The sequence below is a fragment of the Rhizobium sp. WYCCWR 11128 genome (assembly GCF_013416305.1).
GTDB classification, from domain to species: domain Bacteria; phylum Pseudomonadota; class Alphaproteobacteria; order Rhizobiales; family Rhizobiaceae; genus Rhizobium; species Rhizobium indicum.
Window position 1 is genome coordinate 24,619 of the sequence record NZ_JACCEZ010000012.1, and the last position, 21,363, is coordinate 45,981.

Annotated in this window: 21 protein-coding genes; 12 read left to right on the plus strand and 9 right to left on the minus strand. The window is 60.9% G+C overall.

What is annotated here, in order from left to right; all coding sequences use genetic code 11:
* Positions 1-186: 186 nt before the first annotated feature.
* From HX898_RS27580 to rfbA, 5 genes are read left to right on the plus strand one after another with little or no spacing between them, the layout of a single operon-like run.
* The gene (locus HX898_RS27580) at positions 187-2,154 is read left to right on the plus strand and encodes a glycosyltransferase family 1 protein (protein ID WP_180196347.1); all 1,968 of its coding nucleotides are present in this window, start codon (positions 187-189) and stop codon (positions 2,152-2,154) included.
* Positions 2,155-2,177: 23 nt separating this feature from the next.
* Positions 2,178-2,756 carry a dTDP-4-dehydrorhamnose 3,5-epimerase gene (rfbC, locus tag HX898_RS27585; RefSeq protein WP_180196348.1) on the plus strand — a complete coding sequence of 193 codons (579 nt, stop codon included), beginning with the start codon at positions 2,178-2,180 and terminating at the stop codon, positions 2,754-2,756.
* Between the two features lie 6 nt (positions 2,757-2,762).
* Positions 2,763-3,818, plus strand: coding sequence for a dTDP-glucose 4,6-dehydratase (gene rfbB, locus HX898_RS27590; protein WP_180196349.1), 1,056 nt, complete (start codon positions 2,763-2,765; stop codon positions 3,816-3,818).
* Between the two features lie 3 nt (positions 3,819-3,821).
* Positions 3,822-4,709 (plus strand): dTDP-4-dehydrorhamnose reductase, encoded by an 888-nt coding sequence (rfbD, locus tag HX898_RS27595; protein WP_180196350.1) that lies wholly within the window; start codon positions 3,822-3,824, stop codon positions 4,707-4,709.
* 10 nt (positions 4,710-4,719) lie between these two features.
* Complete coding sequence (rfbA, locus tag HX898_RS27600) at positions 4,720-5,589, plus strand: glucose-1-phosphate thymidylyltransferase RfbA (protein WP_138387593.1); 870 nt, start codon at positions 4,720-4,722, stop codon at positions 5,587-5,589.
* Between the two features lie 119 nt (positions 5,590-5,708).
* Here rfbA and HX898_RS27605 read toward each other — a convergent pair whose 3' ends face one another.
* The 7 genes from HX898_RS27605 to HX898_RS27635 all read right to left on the minus strand — a co-directional run bounded on the left by HX898_RS27605 (position 5,709) and on the right by HX898_RS27635 (position 12,437).
* On the minus strand, positions 5,709-6,320 hold the full coding sequence (locus HX898_RS27605; RefSeq protein ID WP_026158618.1) for a riboflavin synthase: 612 nt from the start codon (positions 6,318-6,320) through the stop codon (positions 5,709-5,711).
* On the minus strand, positions 6,320-7,630 hold the full coding sequence (ribD, locus tag HX898_RS27610) for a bifunctional diaminohydroxyphosphoribosylaminopyrimidine deaminase/5-amino-6-(5-phosphoribosylamino)uracil reductase RibD (RefSeq protein ID WP_180196351.1): 1,311 nt from the start codon (positions 7,628-7,630) through the stop codon (positions 6,320-6,322). Before ribD ends, HX898_RS27605 begins: the two co-directional genes overlap by 1 nt.
* A 3-nt stretch (positions 7,631-7,633) precedes the next feature.
* Positions 7,634-8,110: a transcriptional regulator NrdR gene (gene nrdR / locus HX898_RS27615; RefSeq protein ID WP_003547190.1), complete on the minus strand. Its 477-nt coding sequence runs from the start codon at positions 8,108-8,110 to the stop codon at positions 7,634-7,636.
* Between the two features lie 9 nt (positions 8,111-8,119).
* Complete coding sequence (gene glyA, locus HX898_RS27620) at positions 8,120-9,418, minus strand: serine hydroxymethyltransferase (RefSeq protein ID WP_029872910.1); 1,299 nt, start codon at positions 9,416-9,418, stop codon at positions 8,120-8,122.
* A 190-nt stretch (positions 9,419-9,608) separates the two neighbouring features.
* Positions 9,609-10,910, minus strand: a complete 1,302-nt coding sequence (locus HX898_RS27625; RefSeq protein WP_012756884.1) for a L,D-transpeptidase family protein — start codon at positions 10,908-10,910, stop codon at positions 9,609-9,611.
* Between the two features lie 445 nt (positions 10,911-11,355).
* Positions 11,356-11,871 (minus strand): MarR family winged helix-turn-helix transcriptional regulator, encoded by a 516-nt coding sequence (locus tag HX898_RS27630; protein WP_003547156.1) that lies wholly within the window; start codon positions 11,869-11,871, stop codon positions 11,356-11,358.
* A 128-nt stretch (positions 11,872-11,999) separates the two neighbouring features.
* A complete protein-coding gene (locus HX898_RS27635) occupies positions 12,000-12,437 on the minus strand; it encodes a DUF6163 family protein (protein WP_064653904.1) in 438 nt (145 codons plus the stop codon).
* Between the two features lie 228 nt (positions 12,438-12,665).
* Between HX898_RS27635 and hemB the strand changes: the two genes are divergently transcribed.
* The 6 genes from hemB (at position 12,666) to HX898_RS27665 (ending at position 16,969) form a co-directional block, all read left to right on the plus strand.
* Entirely contained in the window at positions 12,666-13,679 is a 1,014-nt protein-coding gene (gene hemB, locus HX898_RS27640) for a porphobilinogen synthase (protein WP_138328319.1), read from the plus strand.
* A gap of 281 nt (positions 13,680-13,960) precedes the next feature.
* Positions 13,961-14,419: an RDD family protein gene (locus HX898_RS27645; protein ID WP_003547150.1), complete on the plus strand. Its 459-nt coding sequence runs from the start codon at positions 13,961-13,963 to the stop codon at positions 14,417-14,419.
* A gap of 217 nt (positions 14,420-14,636) precedes the next feature.
* Positions 14,637-15,413, plus strand: a complete 777-nt coding sequence (locus tag HX898_RS27650; RefSeq protein ID WP_003558295.1) for an arginyltransferase — start codon at positions 14,637-14,639, stop codon at positions 15,411-15,413.
* Positions 15,414-16,301 (plus strand): DMT family transporter, encoded by an 888-nt coding sequence (locus tag HX898_RS27655; RefSeq protein WP_138328321.1) that lies wholly within the window; start codon positions 15,414-15,416, stop codon positions 16,299-16,301.
* Between the two features lie 57 nt (positions 16,302-16,358).
* The gene (locus tag HX898_RS27660) at positions 16,359-16,580 is read left to right on the plus strand and encodes an AbrB/MazE/SpoVT family DNA-binding domain-containing protein (RefSeq protein WP_018070513.1); all 222 of its coding nucleotides are present in this window, start codon (positions 16,359-16,361) and stop codon (positions 16,578-16,580) included.
* Positions 16,577-16,969: a type II toxin-antitoxin system death-on-curing family toxin gene (locus tag HX898_RS27665; protein ID WP_138328322.1), complete on the plus strand. Its 393-nt coding sequence runs from the start codon at positions 16,577-16,579 to the stop codon at positions 16,967-16,969. The genes HX898_RS27660 and HX898_RS27665 overlap by 4 nt, the downstream gene beginning before the upstream one ends.
* Here the strand turns inward: HX898_RS27665 and HX898_RS27670 are convergent.
* Together HX898_RS27670 and parC are read right to left on the minus strand one after the other, a co-directional pair.
* Positions 16,959-17,417 (minus strand): SRPBCC domain-containing protein, encoded by a 459-nt coding sequence (locus tag HX898_RS27670; protein ID WP_138328323.1) that lies wholly within the window; start codon positions 17,415-17,417, stop codon positions 16,959-16,961. The two genes, HX898_RS27665 and HX898_RS27670, sit on opposite strands and share 11 nt — an antisense overlap.
* A 257-nt stretch (positions 17,418-17,674) precedes the next feature.
* Positions 17,675-19,930, minus strand: coding sequence for a DNA topoisomerase IV subunit A (gene parC / locus HX898_RS27675; RefSeq protein ID WP_180196352.1), 2,256 nt, complete (start codon positions 19,928-19,930; stop codon positions 17,675-17,677).
* 235 nt (positions 19,931-20,165) lie between these two features.
* Here parC and HX898_RS27680 point away from each other — a divergent pair, with 235 nt between their 5' ends.
* Positions 20,166-21,353, plus strand: coding sequence for a DUF945 domain-containing protein (locus HX898_RS27680; protein WP_138328325.1), 1,188 nt, complete (start codon positions 20,166-20,168; stop codon positions 21,351-21,353).
* The last annotated feature ends 10 nt before the right edge of the window (positions 21,354-21,363 follow it).

Below are 21,363 nucleotides of genomic sequence, written 5' to 3' on the forward strand. Positions count from 1 at the left end.
CGAGCAAAGCTGGCTAGAGAAAACCGACCCCGGATAGGTCGAGCTCCTGCAATCCCTCCAGGCTGACCAGCGAAAGTCCTGCGAACAGTGTGGCGCAAGCTTCACATCCAATAGTCGATACCCAAACCAGCCCGAATGCCGTTTCGTGAATCGCGGAGACGGCGGCAATGCACGAAGGACGATGCCTTGACCATCAATCAGCCCATTCCCGCTCTGCCGGCCGGTCTTCCTGATCTGGCGCTTCTCACGGAAAAAGCTGCCGGCACGGGGTCCGTCATTATCTACGAGCCTTATCTCGGCCCTTCGCAGCGCAGCCAGCTCGACGCGGCTGCCGTACCGCTCGACATCTCATTCAACCCGCAGGCTGCGACCCGCGAATACGAGCTCTTCCGCATCCTGCATGCGCATCACGAGGCGATCGGCCTCGGCGAGGACGTGTTCTGGGGACTGCTGTCCAGCAAATTCGAGGTGAAGTCGGTGACGAGCTTCCCATCCTTCGTTACCGAGGCGGAAAAGGCCAGGGCGGAAGGTGCGGACGCCTATCTCTACAATCCGCTGATCGGCCACGCCGCGATCTACAGCAACGTCTGGGAGCATTCGCTGCTTGGCGGCCGTCCAGGCATGGAGCCGATCTTCCTCCATATCCAGCAGCTCGGCTATCCGATCGCGCCGCCGCAAGACAAAACCGCCTTCATGTTCTGCAACTATTTCTGCGGCAACAGGAAGTTCTGGTCCGGATATTTCGCCTTTTGCGAACGCATTCTGGAATCGCTGGAAAATGAAGGGCGCCGCGGCACGCCAGCGGGCATTGCCTATGCCGGTTCGGCGCAGTATTCACGCGACGCCAACGCGACGATGCGCCCCTTCGTGATCGAGCGTCTGCTCGGGCTCTATGTCCAGCAGGCTGCCGCCTCCGGATTGAAGATCGCCGCCTTCGTGCCGGCGCCTGCCGATTTCGAGTGGAAGTTCGGTGTCCGCCTCGGCCGGATGCTGCATGGTCTCTTCACCGCCAAGGAAGCTTTTCTTCAGAGCCCCGACGAGGCCCACTTGGCCTCTTGGCAGGAGGGCCGCCAACCACTGATCAAGCAGCCGCACCTTATCTGGTTCGCCGATGATCCGCCGGCCTGGATGCCGCGCGGCCAGTTCACGGGTGGCCGCGAACTGATGCGTGCCTATGCTCCGCAGGCTTCCGGCGCCTCCCCGGCGCCGCAGCAGGCTGTGCGTACCGAGATCCCCGCCGCCCAGAAGATCGAGCAGCCGCCTCGCGACACATTGCAGCCCTTTGCCGGTGGATGGCAGGCCCACAAGGATCGCCATTGTATCTGGATCGTAACGCCTCCCAACTACAACCACAGCCACGCCTTCGACGAGGTTGCGCTCGGTCTGCAGGGCGCCTTCCATGAGCTGGGCGGTTCTGCGCCGATCGTCAGAGACATGAACGAGTTCGCGGACCGTGCGCCGATCATTTATGGCGGCAACCTGCTTCCGGCCGAAATCGTCGGCCATCTGCCGAAGGACAGCGTCATCATCAATCTCGAGCAGGTGTCCGAAGAAAGCATCTGGATCAATTCGCGCTATATGTCGATCCTGAGGGCGATGCCGGTGCTCGACTACAGCCCGCGCAACCGCGAAAACCTTGCCGCCAAGGGTATCGATCACGCCGGTGTGCTCGAAATCGGTTACAACAGTTGCCTGAGCCAGATCCAGCACGCCATCGTCAAGGATATAGACGTGCTCTTCTATGGCTCGATGAACGAGCGCCGCCACCACATCCTGAAGACGCTTGAACAGGGCGGGCTCAAGGTCGCGCATCTCTTCAACATCTATGGTGCGGAACGCGATGCGGCGATTGCCCGCGCCAAGATCGTCATAAACATCCATCATTATGCGAGCGGCGTCTTCGAGATCGTCCGCATTTCCTATCTGCTTGCCAATCGCGTTTGCGTGCTGACGGAAGGCTACATCCGCGATCCGGACCTCCAGCCCTTCATCGGCGGCTTGGCAATTGAGCCCTATGACGACATGATCGAGCGCTGCTACAAGCTGATCGCAGATGCCGACGAGCGCGATGCCATTGCCGCGAAGGGCCTTGCGGCCATGCAGAGCCGCTCGCAGGCGGACATGCTGATGAGCGTCATGAGGGCGGGCGCTTGATAAAGGCCGCGCAAAGGTAAGTCATGCGTATTGAGACCACGGCCATCGAGGGCATCGTTGCGATCACGCCGCCACGCTTCGGCGATCACCGCGGCTACTTCTCCGAGGTATTCAAGGATGCCTGGTTCCGGGAAAATGTGGCCGACGTCACGTTTATCCAGGACAATGAATCGCTTTCGGCGCAGACCGGCACCGTCCGGGGGCTACATTTCCAGATACCACCCTTTGCACAGGGCAAGCTGGTGCGCTGCCTTGCCGGCCGGATCATGGATGTCGTCGTCGATATCCGCGAGGGATCGCCGAGCTTCGGCAAATGGCTCTCTCAGGAGCTCTCGCCGGAAAATGGCATGCAGCTCTGGGTACCGGCCGGTTTCGCACACGGATTCGCAACGCTCGAGCCGAACAGCGTCATCAGCTACAAGGTAACCGCACCCTACAGCCCGCAGCATGATCGGGGCATCGCGTGGAACGATCCGGCGATCGGTATCCGCTGGCCCTTCTATGAGAGAGACATGGTATTGTCCGACAAGGACAAGACGCTGCCGCGGCTCGCCGATCTGCCAGGCCATTTTTCCTGTTCAGCACAGCAACCCAGGGATTGATCGACGATGCGCATACTGGTCACGGGCGGAGCGGGCTTCATCGGATCGGCATTGGTGCGCCATCTCGTCAGCGAGATCGGCGCCGAGGTGCTGAATGTCGACACGCTGACCTATGCCGGCAATCTGGCATCGCTGAAATCCGTCGAAGCGGCGCCGAACTATCAATTCCTGCAGGCCGACATCTGCGACCGCGCCGGGATGCAGGAAGCATTCGCGTCCTTCCGCCCTGATATCGTCATGCATCTCGCGGCCGAGAGCCATGTCGACCGCTCGATCTCGGGCGCAGCCGATTTCATTCAGACCAACATCGTCGGCACATTCAGCCTGCTGGATACCGCACGGCACTATTGGGATGAGCTTGACGCTCGCCGCAAGAGTGCCTTCCGCTTTCTGCATGTCTCGACAGACGAGGTCTACGGCTCGCTCGGCGACGAGGGCCTCTTCGAGGAGACGACGCCTTACGATCCGTCCTCGCCCTACTCTGCCTCCAAGGCCGCCAGCGACCATCTGGCGATCGCCTGGCACCGAACCTACGGCCTGCCCGTCGTCGTCTCCAATTGCTCCAACAACTACGGCCCGTTCCATTTCCCCGAAAAGCTCATTCCGCTAATGATCCTGAACGCACTGGAGGGCAAGCCTCTTCCGGTTTACGGCAATGGCGCGAATATCCGCGACTGGCTCTATGTCGAAGACCACGCCCGCGCGCTCTTCACGATCGCTTCCCGGGGCCGGCTCGGCGAGAAATACAACGTCGGCGGCCGCAACGAGCGCAGGAACATCGATGTCGTTCATCGCATCTGCGCCATTCTCGACGGCGTCTACCAAGACAACGGACCGCATGCGCGTCTGATCACCAACGTCACGGATCGCCCCGGACACGACGCACGCTATGCGATCGACGCCTCGAAACTCGAAAGCGAGCTCGGCTGGAAGGCACAGGAAACCTTCGAGACTGGCATCGAAAAGACCGTGCACTGGTACTTGGAAAACGAATGGTGGTGGAGGCCGCTGCGCGAAAACGTCTACTCCGGCGAACGCCTCGGCGTTTTCAAGGGACGATAATCGATGCGCATTGCCGTCACCGGCAAACAGGGCCAGGTCGTTCAGTCGCTGCTTAGACGTGGCGCCGAAACGGGCGTCGAAATCAGCGCGGTCGGGCGCCCGGAAATGGACCTTGCGGATCCCGCGAGTATCGCAGCCGCCTTCTCGGCTCTGCGCCCGGATGTGATCGTCTCGGCGGCCGCCTATACGGCGGTCGACAAGGCCGAGAGCGAACCTGAGCTTGCTTTTTCCGTCAACGCAGCAGGCGCCGGGGCGGTTGCCGAGGCTGCCGCGCGGATCGGGGTCCCGGTCATCCACATTTCGACCGACTACGTCTTCAGCGGCGACAAGGCCTCCGCCTATTCCGAAGAGGATGCGACGGCGCCGATCTCCGTCTACGGGCGTTCGAAGCTCGCGGGCGAGAAGGCCGTCGCGGCGGCGAACCCGAACCACGTCATCTTGCGCACCGCCTGGGTCTATTCGCCCTTTGGCGCCAATTTCCTGAAAACGATGCTGCGGCTCTCCGAGACGCGCGATCATCTCAGCGTTGTCGCCGATCAGACAGGATGCCCGACCTCTGCACTCGACATCGCCGACGCGATTCTTGCGATCGCAACCCGTGTTGTAACGGACCCTGCGCCATCGCTCCGCGGCACCTTTCACCTGACCGGCAGCGGCGAAGCAAGTTGGGCTGATTTTGCCGAAGAGATATTCGCGGAGCTTGCTAAATCCGGCGGCGGAAACGTCGGCGTCGAGCGCATCCCGACGGCGGACTATCCGACACCGGCGAAGCGTCCCGCCAATTCACGTCTCAACGGCGACAAGCTCGCCAGAACATATGGAATCCGGCTGCCGGAGTGGAAGCAGTCTATGAAGATTGTCATGCGAGACCTTTTGAATAAAGGTCTTTAGGGAGATAGGCATGAAGGGGATTATTCTCGCCGGCGGCACGGGTACGCGTCTGCATCCGATCACGCAGGCCGTTTCGAAACAGTTGATGCCGGTCTACGACAAGCCGATGATCTACTATCCGCTGACGACGCTCATGCTCGCCGGCATCAGGGAGTTGTTGATCATCACCACGCCTCACGACGTCGAAGCCTTCAAGCGCCTTCTCGGCGACGGCTCGCAATGGGGAATTTCGCTGACCTATGCCGCACAGCCGAGCCCGGACGGCCTCGCCCAAGCGTTCATCATCGGCGCCGACTTCCTGCATGGCGACAGCTCGGCACTCGTTCTCGGCGACAACATCTTCTACGGGCACGGGCTGCCGGAAATCATGAAATCCGGCACGAGCCGGCGGGAAGGCGCGACAGTATTCGCCTATCACGTCACCGATCCGGAACGCTATGGCGTTGTCGGCTTTGACAAAAAGATGAATGCGCTGTCGATCGAGGAGAAGCCGAAGAAGCCAAAATCGAACTGGGCGGTGACCGGCCTCTATTTCTACGACCAGCAGGTGGTCGATATCGCCGCCAACCTGAAGCCGTCACCGCGCGGCGAATTGGAAATCACCGATGTCAACCGCACCTATCTCGAGCGCGGCCAGCTTTTCGTGGAGCTGATGGGCCGGGGCTATGCCTGGCTCGACACCGGCACGCCGGACAGCCTGCTCGATGCCGCAGGTTTCGTCAGCACGCTGGAGAAACGCCAGGGCTTCAAGATCGCCTGCCCCGAAGAGGTCGCCTGGCGCATGGGTTACATCTCGCAGGACGACCTCGCCAAGCTCGCGGAGAAGCTCGGCAAGAGCGCCTACGGCCAGTATCTGACGAAGCTGTCCCCGGATTGGTGAGCTATTGGGCCGGCGCCGCGTCGCAGACGTGCAGTTGGATGCGTCGACGAGCGCCTGATGTTGGTTCCGCGCCCAGCACGTCAGTCGTGTGACCCTGGAAACCGTTACAGGTTTTTGATTCAGGTGCTTGGGAATTCCGCCAGCCGGGCAGCGTAACGCGCCATGGTGTCGACTTCGAAATTGACGAAATCGCCGGCCTTGCGATCGCCCCAGGTAGTGACCTCGAGCGTGTGGCGGATGAGCAGCACGTCGAAATCCGTGCCATCGACGGCATTGACCGTCAGCGAAGTGCCGTCGAGTGCGATCGAACCCTTGGGGGCGACGAATTTCGCCAGATGTTCGGGCGCGCGCAGGCGATAGCGCGTGGCGTCGCCCTCTGCTGTCACGGAGAGGATTTCCGCCTTGCCGTCGACATGGCCGGAAACGATGTGGCCGCCGAGTTCATCGCCGATCTTCAGCGACCGTTCGAGATTGATGCGGCTGCCCTCCTGCCAGGCACCGATCGTCGTCAGCCGCAACGCCTCTTCCCAGGCCTCGACCTCGAACCAGCGACCATTGCTGCCTTCCTGCGGCAGGCCGGTGACGGTGAGGCAGATGCCGGAGTGAGAGATGGATGCGCCCATATCGATGGTCGCCGGGTCGTAACTCGTCGCAACGCGGAGCTTGATGCCCTCCTTCAGCGGCGAAACGGATTCGATCGTACCGATATCGGTGACTATTCCGGTGAACATCAAAGCCCTCTTTCGTATTCGTCCAGGCGATCTTCGCCGAACATCAGCGTGCCCGTATGGGCAAAACCCGATGGTATGTCGGTTGCATCAAGCGGCGATTCAATACCGCCCTCGCCGATGACAACAGGCGCTTGATAAAGCTGGATGCGGTCGACGAGGCCAGCCTCGAGGAAAAGCCGCGCCGTCTTTGCACCGCCCTCGACCAGGAGCGAGGAAATACCGCGCGTCGCGAGTGACGGCAACAGGACTTCCGGATGATAGGGATTGCAATGGACGACCTCGACGCCGGCGGCTTCGAGGGCTGCGCGGCGGGAGTCCATGTCGGTGGCGTCGGCGGGTAGGGTACCCCCCTCTGCCCTGCCGGGCATCTCCCCCACAAGGGGGGAGATCGGATCGGGGTTAGCCCCTTGCCCTACGTCTTGCCTCGAGGCGAAACCATCTTGATCGGAAGCTGGGGAATTCGGATCGCGCCTCTTGCCGATCTCCCCCCTTGTGGGGGAGATGCCCGGCAGGGCAGAGGGGGGTAAACCCTCCGCCTCCAACAACGATGCTTCCTCACCCGCCACCACGATGACCGGCACCTCCCGCGCCGTCTCGACGAGCTTGCTGGTCAGCGGCAATGCCAGAAAGGGATCAAGCACGATGCGGATCGGCGACTGGGCTTCGAGACCAGATGTCCGTACCGTCAGCAGCGGATCATCCGCAATCGCGGTACCGATGCCGACAAGGATCGCATCGGTTTCGGCACGCAGCGCCTGCACCTGGGCGCGGGCGAGCGGGCCGGTGATTGCCACCTGCCCCTCCCCTTGACGGCCGATCATGCCGTCGGCGGAAACGGCAAGCTTGAGAGTCACATAGGGCCGGTTCTTCGTCTGGCGGGTGAGATAGGCGGCAAGCGAGTGCCTGCCTTCAGCCTCCAGCACACCGGCATCCACTTCTATGCCGGCTTCGCGCAGCATCGCGATGCCGCGGCCGGAGACACGCGGATCGGGATCGGTGACGCTGATGACGACGCGGGCAACGCCATAGGCGATCAGCGCCTCGGAACAGGGCGGCGTCCTGCCGTGATGCGAGCAGGGTTCGAGTGTCACATAGGCGGTGGCGCCGCGGGCGAGCGCGCCGGCTTCAGCGAGTGCCTGCGTCTCGGCATGCGGGCGGCCACTGAGCGCCGTCACCGCACGGCCGACGATGACGCCGTCCCTGACGATCAGGCAGCCGACGGAGGGGTTGGTGGCGGTGCGGCCGAGATGCCAGCGCGACAGGCGGATCGCCGCCGCCATGAAACGTTCGTCATGCGGCGTGATGCTCATGGCTCACCTGTCCAGCGGGTCGCGGGCGATCTTGGCGTTGATTTCGGAAATGACCTTCTCGAAATCCTCGGCAAGCGAGAAATCCCGATAGACCGAGGCGTAGCGCACGAAGCCGACATCATCGAGGCTCTTCATGGCTTCCAGCACCTGCAGGCCGATCTGCTCGGAGGAGATCTCGGTTTCGCCGGAGCTTTCAAGCCGCCGGACGATGCCCGAGACGGCGCGCTCGATGCGATCCCGCTCGACCGGGCGTTTGCGCAGCGCCACTTCGAAGGAGCGCACCAGCTTGTCGCGGTCGAAGGGCACCTTGCGGCCGGTCTTCTTGATGACCATCAGCTCGCGCAGCTGCACACGCTCGAACGTGGTGAAGCGGCCGCCGCAATCCGGGCAGATGCGCCGCCGGCGGATGGACGTGTTGTCCTCCGCCGGGCGCGAATCCTTGACCTGAGTATCTTCCGAACCGCAATAGGGGCAGCGCATCCCTACTCCTTATCCCATGTAGCCGTACATGGGGAAGCGGTCGGTGAGGCTGACCACCTTGCCGCGCACAGCGGCTTCGACGGCGGCGTTGCCTTCATCGGAATTGGCGACCTTCAGACCGTCGAGGACCTCGACGATCAGATTGCCGATCTCGCGGAATTCCGCTTCCTTGAAGCCGCGGGTCGTGCCGGCCGGCGCGCCGAGGCGCACACCCGACGTGACGAAGGGCTTTTCCGGATCGAAGGGAATGCCGTTCTTGTTGCAGGTGACGTAGGCGCGGCCAAGCGCTGCCTCGGCGCGCTTGCCGGTGGCATTCTTCTTGCGCAGGTCGACCAGCATCAGGTGGTTGTCGGTGCCGCCGGAGACGACATCGAGGCCGCCGGCGACAAGCGTTTCAGCCAGTGCCTTGGCATTCTTGACGACCTGTGCGGCGTATTCCTTGAATTCCGGCTGCAGCGCCTCGCCGAAGGCAACGGCCTTGGCGGCGATGATGTGCATCAGCGGGCCGCCCTGCAGGCCGGGGAAGACAGCCGAATTGAACTTCTTCGCCAGATCCTCGTCATTCGTCAGAATGACGCCGCCGCGCGGGCCGCGCAACGACTTGTGGGTCGTCGTCGTGGCAACATGGCAATGCGGGAACGGCGACGGATGCACGCCACCGGCGACAAGGCCGGCGATGTGGGCCATGTCGACCATCAGGTAGGCGCCGACGCTGTCGGCGATCTCGCGGAAGCGCTTCCAGTCCCAGATGCGGGAATAAGCAGTGCCCCCGGCGATGATGAGCTTCGGCTTGGTTTCCTCGGCCTTGCGGGCGACTTCATCCATGTCGAGCAGGTTGTCGCCTTCGCGCACGCCGTAGGAGACGACGTTGAACCATTTGCCGGACATGTTGACCGGCGAACCATGCGTGAGGTGGCCGCCCGAATTCAGGTCGAGCCCCATGAAGGTATCACCCGGCTGCAGCAGCGCCAGGAACACGGCCTGGTTCATCTGCGAGCCGGAATTCGGCTGAACGTTGGCGAAATTGACGCCGAACAGCTTCTTGGCGCGCTCGATCGCCAGTTCCTCGGCGATATCGACGAACTGGCAACCGCCGTAATAACGCTTGCCGGGATAACCCTCGGCATATTTGTTGGTCATGATGGAGCCCTGGGCTTCCAGCACGGCGCGGGAGACGATGTTCTCAGAAGCGATCAGTTCGATCTCGTGCCGTTGGCGACCGAGTTCCTTTCCGATCGCGCCGAAAATGTCCGGATCGACGTCCGCAAGCGAGCGATTGAAGAAGGATTCGGTGGAAGCATTGGTCATGGGCGGGCTCCTCAACTGGAATGCGCTGAGGTATTAGCCTTCCGCCGTGGCGAGGGCAATACGGAGAACGACATTTGCTGAGCAAAGCGCGCGCTCACGCTCTTTTGCGGTCGCTCCGAGCCGCATCTCCGATATAAAAAACCGCGCCGGAAAGCGCGGTTTTCAATCACGATGCAAAAGTCGCCGCTTATTACTGAACCGGCTGTTCCATGCCGGCCGTGGTGTCGAGCGCCAGCTCGGCATTGCCGTCCATCTGATAGATGTCGTCGCGGAACTGGACAATGCCGTCGGGCATGCCCCAGGCGGAGATGTAGACGAAATAGACCGGAACTTCCGTGGCGAGTTTGACCGGCGTGTTGACGCCGGTTGCGATCACCTGCTCCATCTGCTGGCGGTTCCAGCCGGGAGTCTCGCGCAGCAGCCAGTTCGACAAGTCGCGCACGTTCTGAACGCGGACGCAGCCCGAAGATTCAAAGCGCATGAGCTTGTTGAACAGGCCCTGCTGCGGCGTGTCGTGCATATACTCGCCGTTCTTGTTATAGAAGTTGATCTTCGTCGACGCCATGGCGTTGGTCTTGCCGGGGTCCTGACGGAACATCAGGTTCGGCGCCTCGCCGTTCCAGTCGATGGTCTCGGGAGCGACTTCGTTGCCCTTGCCGTCGAGCAGACGAATGGCATTCTTTTCGAGATAAGTCGGATCCTTGCGCATCAGCGGCATGATGTCTTTCTCGACGATCGAGCGCGGCGCAGTCCAATAAGGATTGAGGATGACCTCGTAAATCTTCGAATTGACGAGATGCGTCGGGCGGCTGAGACGGCCGACAACCGCGGTGTGGCGCGTGGCGACACTGCCGTCTTCAACAGCCTCCACATAGGCGGCCGGGATGTTGACCATCAGGTGACGGCGGCCCAAGTCTTCAGGGAAGGTCTGCAGACGGACGACATTGGTGTTCAGCTGCTGCAAGCGGACATCGGCGGGGATGTTCATTGCCTTCAGCGTGAATTCGCCGAGAACGCCATCGGCCGGCAGGCCGTGACGCGCCTGGAAGCGCTTGACGGCGCCGTCGACATAGGAATCGAAGGCGTTGGACAGGCCGGCCTCGCGCGGCAGATCGCCGGTGATCGCAAGGCGCTGGCGCAGCGCCTGGACGGCGGGAGAGCTGACGCCGAGCTGCAGACGCTGGTCACCGGGATTAACCTCAGGCCAGCCGCCGGCAGCAGCGATCTGCTGATACTGCATGATTGCCTGCTGGGCGCTCGCGACCGATTGGGGGCCAAGGATCGGCGTGTTGGAAACCATGGCGGTCGCCGTGCGCGACGCCGCCTTGGCGTCGAACTGGTCGTCCCAGTTGCCGCGGCGCGGCGCATTGATCAGCGTATCGAGCGCCGATTGCGCAAATGCCGGCGCGGCAAGCGCGCTGGCGCCAACCGTTGCCGCGGACGCAAGGAAGGCGCGGCGCGAGAGAGCTTCAATTCCGTTTTTCTTCGACATAGTCCCAACCACTGAATGCCGCTATAAAGAGAACCTGCGGCCTTTTGCGATATCACTGCGCTTTAACGCAGATCCCAGTCCATTCGTTGTCCGGCGCATCAAAAAATTCCGCTTGCCCCATCACAAGATTGCGATGCGGCAGCCTGAACATTCCTGATCGGTCTATTGAAAGCGCCGGTTGTTAAGCCTTCCGCTGCCACACCAATATGGCCAATTCGTGTTGCCGGGCCGGAAGACGGACTTGCCGACTGCGGGAAACAGGACACAACGAACCATATGACGGGGTAAAGCGTGCCGGTTAATAACGGCTAAAAAACGGCTTGAATACCGGGCTTTGCGCTTGCCTGCCATGCGTTGCAAAGATGCCACGCGAGAGCAAACGGCAAAAACCGGACGCGCAGGGACGCATCCGGTTTTGATCAACCCTGAAATGAGGTCAGGGGTCTCAGAGGCGATACAGGATCTGGTCGTTCCAGAAACGGTCCAGGCGCTGGAGCAGTTTGTTCATCTGCGTGAACTCGTCGGTGCCGATGCCGCCGACCTTGTCGATCGAGGCGATGTGGCGTTCGTAGAGCTTGGCCACCGTTTCGGCGATGTCCTGGCCGGTTTCGGTCAGGCTGATGCGGACCGAGCGGCGGTCGATGCGCGAGCGCTGGTGGTTGATGAAGCCGAGATCGACCAACTTCTTGACGTTGTAGGAGACGTTGGAGCCGAGATAGTAGCCACGCGAGCGCAGCTCGCCGGCGGTCAGCTCGGAATTGCCGATGTTGAAAAGGAGCAGCGCCTGGATGGCGTTGACATCGCTGCGACCCTGGCGGTCGAATTCGTCCTTGATGACGTCGAGAAGACGACGGTGCAGACGTTCAACGAGATGAAGGGATTCCATGTAAAGATCACGGATGTCGTGGTCCTGCTGGTCACGGAAGGTCGATACCGCCTGCGGCTTGATTTTCGTGTTCATGTTAACTGCCTCACTGTTTGTTTGGCGGTGTGTTTTCTTCCCGCCTTGAGTGAGACCCTATCGAATACATATAAAATTCGACTTAAACCGCAGGCTTAACGGAGCCTTACCGGTAACTCCACGTTGTCTCAGGGTAAATCAACACTTACCTGGCGGCGATGCCGGCGCTTTTCCAGCCAGAGCAGCAGCCGGAAAATCAAGTAGACCACGGCGACAATGACATGCAGCAGGATGATCAACTGGTTGGGGCCGAAAATATTCGGCAGCAGGCCATACATGAGGATTTGTCCGCCGGCGGCCAGCACCCAGATGACCGGTCCCCAGGAGACGGTGAGCCAGAGGCCGAGGGAGGCGACGGGGAAGAGCACGGCGAGGCTGGTGCTCGCCACTTTCCATGGCAGGCTCAAAAGATCGAAGCGGCCGGCGCCGACCAGCGAATAGCCGACGAGCATGGCCCAATATTGCAGGCCGAACCAGAAGCAGGATAAGGCAACCAGTCTCAAGAAGAGAATGAAGAGGATATCCGCCAGTGTGCGTTTCGGTATCGTCGGGGATTCGGTTTCCATAGCGCAGACATCGGTTTGGGGTTGCATCTTCGCAAAAGCGCTGCGCGTCGGACAAGACGCGCCAAGGACGCTCTATAACATTGCGTTTGCGCATTACCTCGAAAATCGATTCCAGATTCGGGATTATGCGCCACCGGTTTTCCGCCGCGGCCAATCGTCCGGTTTGGATTTTCCAGGCGCCATGATAATGAGCGCTCCGATAAATGGAATGGGCCAGGGACAGATATCATGCAGGACAGGACTCATCTCGTCGACGAGATCACCGGCCATCGCCGCATGCGGCGCAACCGCAAGGCGGATTGGACACGCCGGCTGGTGCAGGAGAACCGGCTGACGGTCGACGACCTGATCTGGCCGATCTTCATCGTGCCAGGTTCCGGCATCATCGATCCGATCCCGGCCATGCCGGGCGTCAACCGGATGAGCATAGACAAGGCCGTCGAAGCCGCGCGGGAAGCGGCCGGCCTCGGCATTCCGGCCCTTGCCACCTTTCCGAATATCGAGATGGAGCTGCGCGACGAGACCGGCTCCAACAGCCTCGAAGCCAACAACCTGATCAATCAGGCGACGGCGGCGATCAAGAAGGCGGTGCCTAATATCGGTATCATTACCGATGTCGCGCTCGATCCCTTCACCAGCCACGGCCATGACGGCATTCTCAGAGGCGGCGAGATCGTCAATGACGAGACGGTCGACCAGGTGGCGCGCGCCGCCGTGATGCAGGCAGATGCCGGCGCCGATATCATCGCGCCGTCTGAGATGATGGATGGACGCATCGGCGCGATCCGCATGGCGCTCGATGCGGCCGGCCACCAGAGCGTCGGCATCATGAGCTATGCGACGAAATTCGCCTCCGCCTTCTACGGTCCCTATCGCGAGGCGATCTCGACGGGCGGGCTGCTGAAAGGCGACAAGAAGACCTATTATATCGACCCCGCCAACGGCACCGAAGCAATCCGCGACGCGGCCCTCGACGTCGAGGAAGGCGCCGACATGCTGATGGTCAAGCCCGGGCTGCCCTATCTCGATATCTGCTGGCGGATGAAGGAGGCCTTTGGCCTGCCGACCTTCGCCTACCAGGTGTCCGGCGAATATACGCAGATCAAGGCGGCGGCGATGAATGGCTGGATCGATGGCGAACGGGCGATGCTCGAAACGCTGCTGTCGTTCAAGCGGGCGGGATGCGACGGTGTCCTCACCTATTTTGCGGTCGAAGTGGCGAAAATTCTCGCAAAGCGGTGACTGCATAATTCCTTAAATCGGAATCGATTTAAGGATAAAATTATGCAGCGATTCAAAGTGCTACAGCGTCCTTTGCGCATCTCAAAAGACGCGCGGCGCTGTAGTGCATGATGCCGAAAAGTGTCCGCGGTTTTCGGACGACATCATGCTCCATTTCTTTGATTTAGATGCGGGTGGCTTTAGGCCGATCCTGCCTAAAACCACCCGCATCTGGGGCAGATTATTGCATTTTGCCCTGCGGATACCATATCAGCGGCATCGCTTTTCCTGAGGAGATTGAGATGAGCTACAACCCCAATCCGCTTTATGCCGCACCGGAGGACTGGCGCGCCTATAGCGGCGTGTTGAGCCGCCGGGTCTTCGCCTTCATCCTCGATTACGTCATCGTGGCGCTGCTCTGCATTCCCGCGGCGATCGTGCTGTTCTTCCTGTCGATCGTTACGCTGGGGCTTGGCTTCTTTCTCTACCCTGCCCTCTTCGTCATCGTCGCCGGCATTTACTTCGGCCTGACGGTGGGCGGGCCGAGCCAGGCCTCGCTCGGCATGCGCGCCATGGGGATCGCAATCGTGCGCGTCGATGGACGGCCGATGGATTTCATGACAGCGATCGTGCATCTGGCACTGTTCTGGATCCTCAACTCGGTGCTGACGCCGCTCATTCTGCTTGCCGGCCTGTTTATCGAACGCAGCCGTCTCGTTCACGACCTGCTGGTCGGCACGGCGACGGTGCGCACGGCCTGAGACTTTGGCTGAGACCTTGGCTGAAATCCTAACTGCGATCCTGGGCGGAGACGAAATAAAGTCTCCGCCTTCTCTTTGCCGGCGGGCGCCAGCGCTCCATATCTAAAATTAGAAGACTGATATGAAGGGCGAAAAGCGCCCCGCTGTTGACGTTTTTTATTCTTAGGTCATGCTGTCAGGAAACGGCACGGTCTCGACAAGGAAATTTCCGCGACAAATGAATACGCAGACGACGCCATCACCGCAGTTTTATCTGACGGCTCCGGCTGCGTGTCCGTACCTGCCGCATGAGATGGAGCGAAAGGTGTTCACCCATCTGGTCGGCCCGCGCGCCGCCGAGATGAACGACATCCTGACGCAGGGCGGTTTCCGCCGCTCGCAGAACATCGCTTATCGCCCGGCCTGCGAATCCTGTCGCGCCTGCGTTTCCGTGCGAATTCTCGCCCAGGAATTCGAGCCGACGAAGTCGATGAAGCGGGTGCTTGCCGAGAATTCCGACGTCATCGCCACCGAATTCGCAGCCCAGCCTTCCAGCGAGCAATATTCGCTGTTCCGACGCTATCTCGATTTTCGCCACCAGCAGGGCGGTATGTCCGACATGACCGTGCTCGACTATGCCATCATGGTGGAAGACACGCATGTGAATACGAGAATCATCGAATACCGCCGGCGTGAGGAAGGCTCAGGACTGGAGCAGCGTCCGAAGGGCGAGCTGCTCGCCGCCGCGCTCACCGACACGATGAGCGACGGGTTGTCGATGGTCTATTCCTATTTCAATCCGGCGCTTGAACGGCGTTCGCTCGGCACCTTCATGATTCTCGATCATGTCAGACGCACGAAAGCTCTGGGACTGCCGCATGTCTACCTCGGCTACTGGGTTCAAGGGTCGCGGAAAATGGACTACAAGACGCGCTTCCAGCCGCAGGAGCATCTGACCCCGCGCGGCTGGGAACGCTTCGATCCCTCGTCCATGCCCGAGAGCACCCACGACTGAATGTTCCCCACCGCACTTTCCGACCATCGGAAGGGCCTGCTGCTGACGGCGATCGGCGGGCTGGCGCTTTCCGTGGATATCCCCCTGATGAGGCTCGCTGACGGCGAGCTTTGGTCGATCCTTGCCGCGAGAAGCATCGCGACCCTTGGCGTGACGCTGCTGGTGGCAACGGCGCTCAGGATCGCCAAGGGGCGATGGCCAGTGCTCGTGCCGGGCTGGCCTGGCCTCGTCACCGGTCTGCTTTACGGCCTGACCACGGTGGTCTTCCTTCTCGCCGTTTTCAACACGTCGACAGCCAATGTCGTTTTTATCGTCGCCTTCAATCCGATGTTCGCCGCGCTTCTTTCCTGGATTTTCCTCAAGGAGCGGCCGGCGCTGGCAACGCTGATCGCCATGGCGGCGATGATCTTCGGCGTCGGCCTGATCGTCCGGGACGGGCTTTCGGGCGGCCATCTCTTCGGCGATACCATGGCGCTGCTTACCGCCTTCATCATTGCCGCCGCCATCACCATCAGCCGCGCCTCTCGCCGGGAGATGGGCTTCGTCTCGCTGCTTTCGACGGTGCTGCCGGCGGCGGTCGGCCTGATCTCGGTCATGCCGGCAGGCGGTTTTTCGATCGAGCATCCGGCCTGGATCCTCTTCAACGGCGCGGTGATGATGCCACTTGCCTTCTGGTGCCTGGCGACCGGGCCGCGTTACCTCTCCGCGCCGGAGGTGGGCATGTTCTACCTGCTCGAAACCGTGCTCGCACCGATCTGGGTCTGGCTGATCTTTGCGGAAACACCGGCGCCGATGACGCTGGTCGGCGGCGGCATCCTGGTGGCGGCGATCGCAGCCCATTCCGTCTGGATCGTGCGGAGGAAAAGCATCGTTCAAATGGCAGGCTAGGACATTGTCGCCTGCTCGACCTCATGTTATAACTCCGTTACCACAGAGGACAAAACGATGAACGTCACAATCCGCAAGATCGGAAATTCCGAGGGTGTAATCATCCCTAAAGAGGTGCTGCAGCGGTTGGGCCTGAGCAGCGGCGACAGCCTGGAACTGCGAGAGATCGAGGGTAATATTCAGCTTGTACCGGAATCGGCCGATCTTGCCGAGCAAATGCGGGCAGCCCGCATCGGCATGGAAAAATATCGGGTGGCGCTCCGCGAACTCGCGAAATGATACGGCTTAAGTGGCTAAGCCGCCAAGCAATTGAAAATATGCACGATGAGCAAATTGCCGAGCATGGCGGTCTGGCTGGCCTGCGGGATGCCAATGCATTGGAAACCAGCTTGGCATGCCCGCTTAACAAGGCTGCATACGGCGAGACAGACATCTTCGTACTCGCCGCAGCCTCTCTCTATGCCATTGTCAGAAACCACCCATTCGTGGATGAAAACAAGCGTACCGGCTATCTCGCGGCGTTTACCTTTCTCTACATCAACCGCTACGTCATCAATGCCGACAACGCGCAGGTCATTGCATTTGTACTAGACGTAGCCGCCGGCGAGATCGACGAAGAAGGTGCAACCCGCTTCCTGCGGGATTTCAGCATACCCCTCAGCCCGTAGCCTTGAACTGCTGCTGCTCCAATTCCCTGCCAAGACCTTCGACCACATGCGCCCAGCCTTGCCGGGTCTTTTCCTCGTGTTCGGCCCATTCGGCGCACATTTCATGGGTCAGCGTCAGACGGCTGCCGCCGCCGAGAGGCTCGATGTTGATCTCGACGCGGTCGCAATTGTGATCGTGCTCCTCGACGGAGAAACTGAAGACCATACGTTGCGGGCGCTTCAGTTCCAGGAAGACGCCCTGATGAAAAGCGTCGCCGGTCGGGCGGCGGTCGACGACGAAGAAACGGCCGCCGACATGCGGATCGATTTCGGCGCGAATGACATGACCGTCATCGGTCGCAAACAGGAAGCGGCGGGCGATTTCGGGGTTGAGCCAGGCGTCGTACACGGCAGCGGGCGGCACCCTATAGGTGTGGCTGACATGCAGTTTGATGGTGCTGGCGGGCATCGATTTTCCTCCGTTAAGGGCGCGCGCACTTTCCCCAAGCACACGGGCCGCGGCCATTCCGTCCGCCTCGGAGCCGGCCTGTTCATATTTTTGGTAACAGGGAAGAGATAGAGGAGTTGTCGCGCCCGCCAAGAGTCGGGCGCGGAATTTACTGGATAATTCCTTCAAACAGAATCGATTGAAGGATAAATTATCCAGCAATTCAAAGTGTTACAGCGTCTTTGCGCGTCTGAAAGGACGCGGGACGCTGTTATGCTTTAGCCGGCGAATTTGCCGCTGCGCGGGAAGCCCTTCGGCACGGTGCGACCGGCAGTGGCGCGATCGGCCAGCCACTCGGCGAGTTCGTCCTTGTTCTTCGTGAAGGTGCGGCCGGCGCTGTCTTCCCAGATGAGGCCGTCTGATATCGGGAAGCAGCGGACGTCGGAAATGCCGCCATCCTTGTAACGCTGGAGACGCACGCCCTTGCCGCGCGACATTTCCGGCACCTGCGCCAGCGGGAAGACCAGCAGTTTGCGGTTTTCGCCGACGACGGCGACATGGTCGCCGCTGACGGGCACGAGCAGCTGTGTTTCCTCGGGCAGCCCGACGTTCATGATCTGCTTGCCCTTGCGGGTATTGGCGACCAGCTCGGCTTCGGGAACGACGAAGCCGTTGCCGGCGGTCGAGACGATCAGCTGCTTGCGCGAGGGATCGTGGACGAAAGCGGTCAGCACCGCCTGGTCGTTATCCATATCGACGATGATGCGCAGCGGCTCGCCGTGACCGCGGCCGCCCGGCAGCTTGTCACCGCCGAGCGTAAAGGCCTTGCCGCCGGTGGTGACGATCAGGATCTTGTCCGTGGTCTGCGCCGGGAAGGCGATCTTCAAGCCGTCGCCCTCCTTGAAGGTCAGCGCCGCCGTATCGGCGATATGGCCCTTCAACGCGCGGATCCAGCCCTTTTCGGAAATGACGACGGTGATCGGTTCCTTCTCGATCATCGCCTGCTGGATTGCTTCCTCGTCGGTCTCGGGCGCGTCGGCAAACTGGGTGCGGCGCCGGCCGACCTCGGTCGCCTTGGCAAATTTCTTCTTCACTTCGCCGATTTCCCAGGCGACCGTCTGCCACTGCTTGTCGTCGGAGGAAAGCAACGCCTCGATCTCGCCCTTCTCCTTGGTGAGTTCGTCGAATTCCTTGCGGATCTCGAACTCTTCCAGCTTGCGCAAGGCGCGCAACCGCATATTGAGGATCGCCTCGACCTGATTGTCGGTGAGATCCCAGCGCGCCATCATCACCGGCTTCGGCTCGTCCTCCTCGCGGATGATGCGGATGACCTCATCGATGTTGAGGTAGGCGACCAACAGGCCGCTGAGGATTTCGAGGCGTCTGTCGATCGCCGCCAGACGGAAGCGCGAACGGCGCTGCAGAACTTCACGGCGGTGGTCCAGCCACTCCTTCAACACCTCGTTCAGCGCCATGACCCGCGGGATGCGGCCCATGGAGAGCACGTTCATGTTGAGCGGGAAACGGCTTTCGAGTTCCGTCAGCTTGAACATCGATTCCATCAGGATTGTCGGATCGACGCTGCGGGTCTTCGGCACCAGCACGACACGAATGTCTTCGGCCGATTCGTCGCGAATATCCTCCAGCAGCGGCAGCTTGCGGGCGATGAGCAGCTCGGCGATTTTCTCGATCAGCCGCGATTTCTGCACCTGGAAGGGAATTTCGGTAATGACGATCTGGTAACCGCCGCGGCCGAGATCTTCCGTCTGCCATTTCGCCCGCACGCGGAAACCGCCGCGCCCGGTGCGGTAGCTCTCGATGATGCTGTCGCGGTTGTCGATGATGATGCCGCCGGTGGGGAAATCCGGGCCGGGAATGAATTCGACCAGCTTTTCGACGGTCGCATCGGGATGTTTGATCAGATGCAGGGCGGCGTCGCATAGCTCGTGGGCATTGTGCGACGGGATCGAGGTTGCCATGCCGACGGCGATGCCGGAGGAGCCGTTGGCGAGCAGGTTCGGGAAGGCGCCGGGAAGGACGACCGGCTCGGTATTCGATTCGTCGTAAGTATCACGGAAATCGACGGCATCCTGATCGATGCCTTCGAGCAGCAGTTCCGAGACCGCCGTCATCTTCGATTCGGTGTAACGCATGGCGGCGGGGCTATCGCCGTCGATATTGCCGAAATTGCCCTGGCCGTTGACCAGCGTGTAGCGCTGCGAAAAATCCTGGGCGAGACGAGCAAGCGCATCGTAGATCGACTGGTCGCCGTGCGGATGGTAGTTACCCATCACTTCGCCGACGATCTTGGCGCATTTCCTGAAGGCTGTATTCGGCCTCAGCCCCATCTCGTTCATCGCATAGACGATGCGGCGATGGACAGGCTTCAGCCCGTCGCGCACGTCAGGCAGGGCGCGGTGCATGATGGTCGACAACGCATAGGCAAGGTAACGCTGCTCGAGCGCCGCCTTGAGGTCGACCGGCTGGATGTGATCGTCGTCTCCGCCTGAAGGCGGCAAAATCTCTTGTCCCATAGGTTCTGACTAGCTCAGAAGAGGCCGGCGGGCAAGGAATCGGGGCCATTGCAGCTGTGGATGAAGTCTTGGGACCGACATCAAAGGATGAGACAAACGCTCCGCCGCAATTTGGACTTCGTTTGCCGTTCCTCTCAACAAAAATTTAGAGGTCGGCAAATATAAAGCAGGCCCAATCCGTAGTAGCGTCACTGCAGATTTCCAACCGCCACCACGCCACCAGAGGAATCACCCCATGAACTTTTACCGGACAACGCGGCTGATGCTATCGAGCGCAGCCTTTTTATCGCTTGCCGGCTCGGCTTTCGCTCTCGACGGCGCCGATCTGCTGAAGAAGCTCAATGCCGCCTATGCCGCACAAGGCGGAACGATTTCGGCTGACAGCGTCGATATCGACGGCACGACCGCGACGCTGAAGAATGTCAGCGTCAAATCTGCCGGCGGCGAAAGCCTGGCCGTTGGCGAAGTCACCCTTTCCGGCGTCGAAGAAGACGAGGATGGCGGCTATTACATCGAAGAGGCCGCCTTCCCCGATATCGACACCACGAAAGACGGCGTCACGGTCACGGCGCAGGAGCTGACGCTCGGCGGCATCTCGATCCCGGCAACGCCGGGCGGCGACACGCTCGATACCATGATGCTCTACGAAACTGCCCATACCGGCCCACTGAAGGTGGTCAAGGATGGGGCGGAATTGTTCTCGGTGCTCGAAAGCGACGTCAACCTGACCCTGCGCGAAGACGAATCCGGCTTCGATTTCGACGGCGCCTTCAAAAGCATGAAGGCCGATCTCAGCAAGGCTGAGGATCCGCAGAGCAAGGACGCGATCGAGAAGCTGGCCCTGCAGCACATCCAGGGCGACATCACCATGAAGGGCGCCTGGGAACTGGCCCCCGGCACGATCGACATTTCGGAATTCGCCTTCGACTTCACCAACATCGGCAAGCTGAACCTTGGCTTCAAGATCTCGGGCTACACGATGGCCTTCGTGAAGTCGCTGCAGGATGCGATGAAGCAATCTGAAACCAGTGCGAACAAGGAAGAATCGCAGCAGGCGCTCGGTCTTGCCATGCTCGGCCTGATGCAGCAGCTGTCCTTCGAGGCCGCGCAGGTGCGCTTCGAAGATGCCTCGATCACCAAGCGCGCGCTCGATTATGCCGGTTCGCAGCAGAACATGTCGGGCAAGCAGATGGCGGATTCACTGAAGGCGATGACGCCGATCATGCTGGCGCAGCTCAATATCCCGGAACTGCAGAACGCCGTTTCGGCTGCCGTCAACACCTTCCTCGACGATCCGAAGAGCCTGACTGTCAAGGCAGCTCCTGAAAAGCCGGTACCGTTCCCGACGATCGTGGGCGCCGCCATGGGCGCTCCGAACACGCTGCCGCAGGTGCTCGGCGTCAAGGTTACCGCCAACGACTAATCGCTTCGAT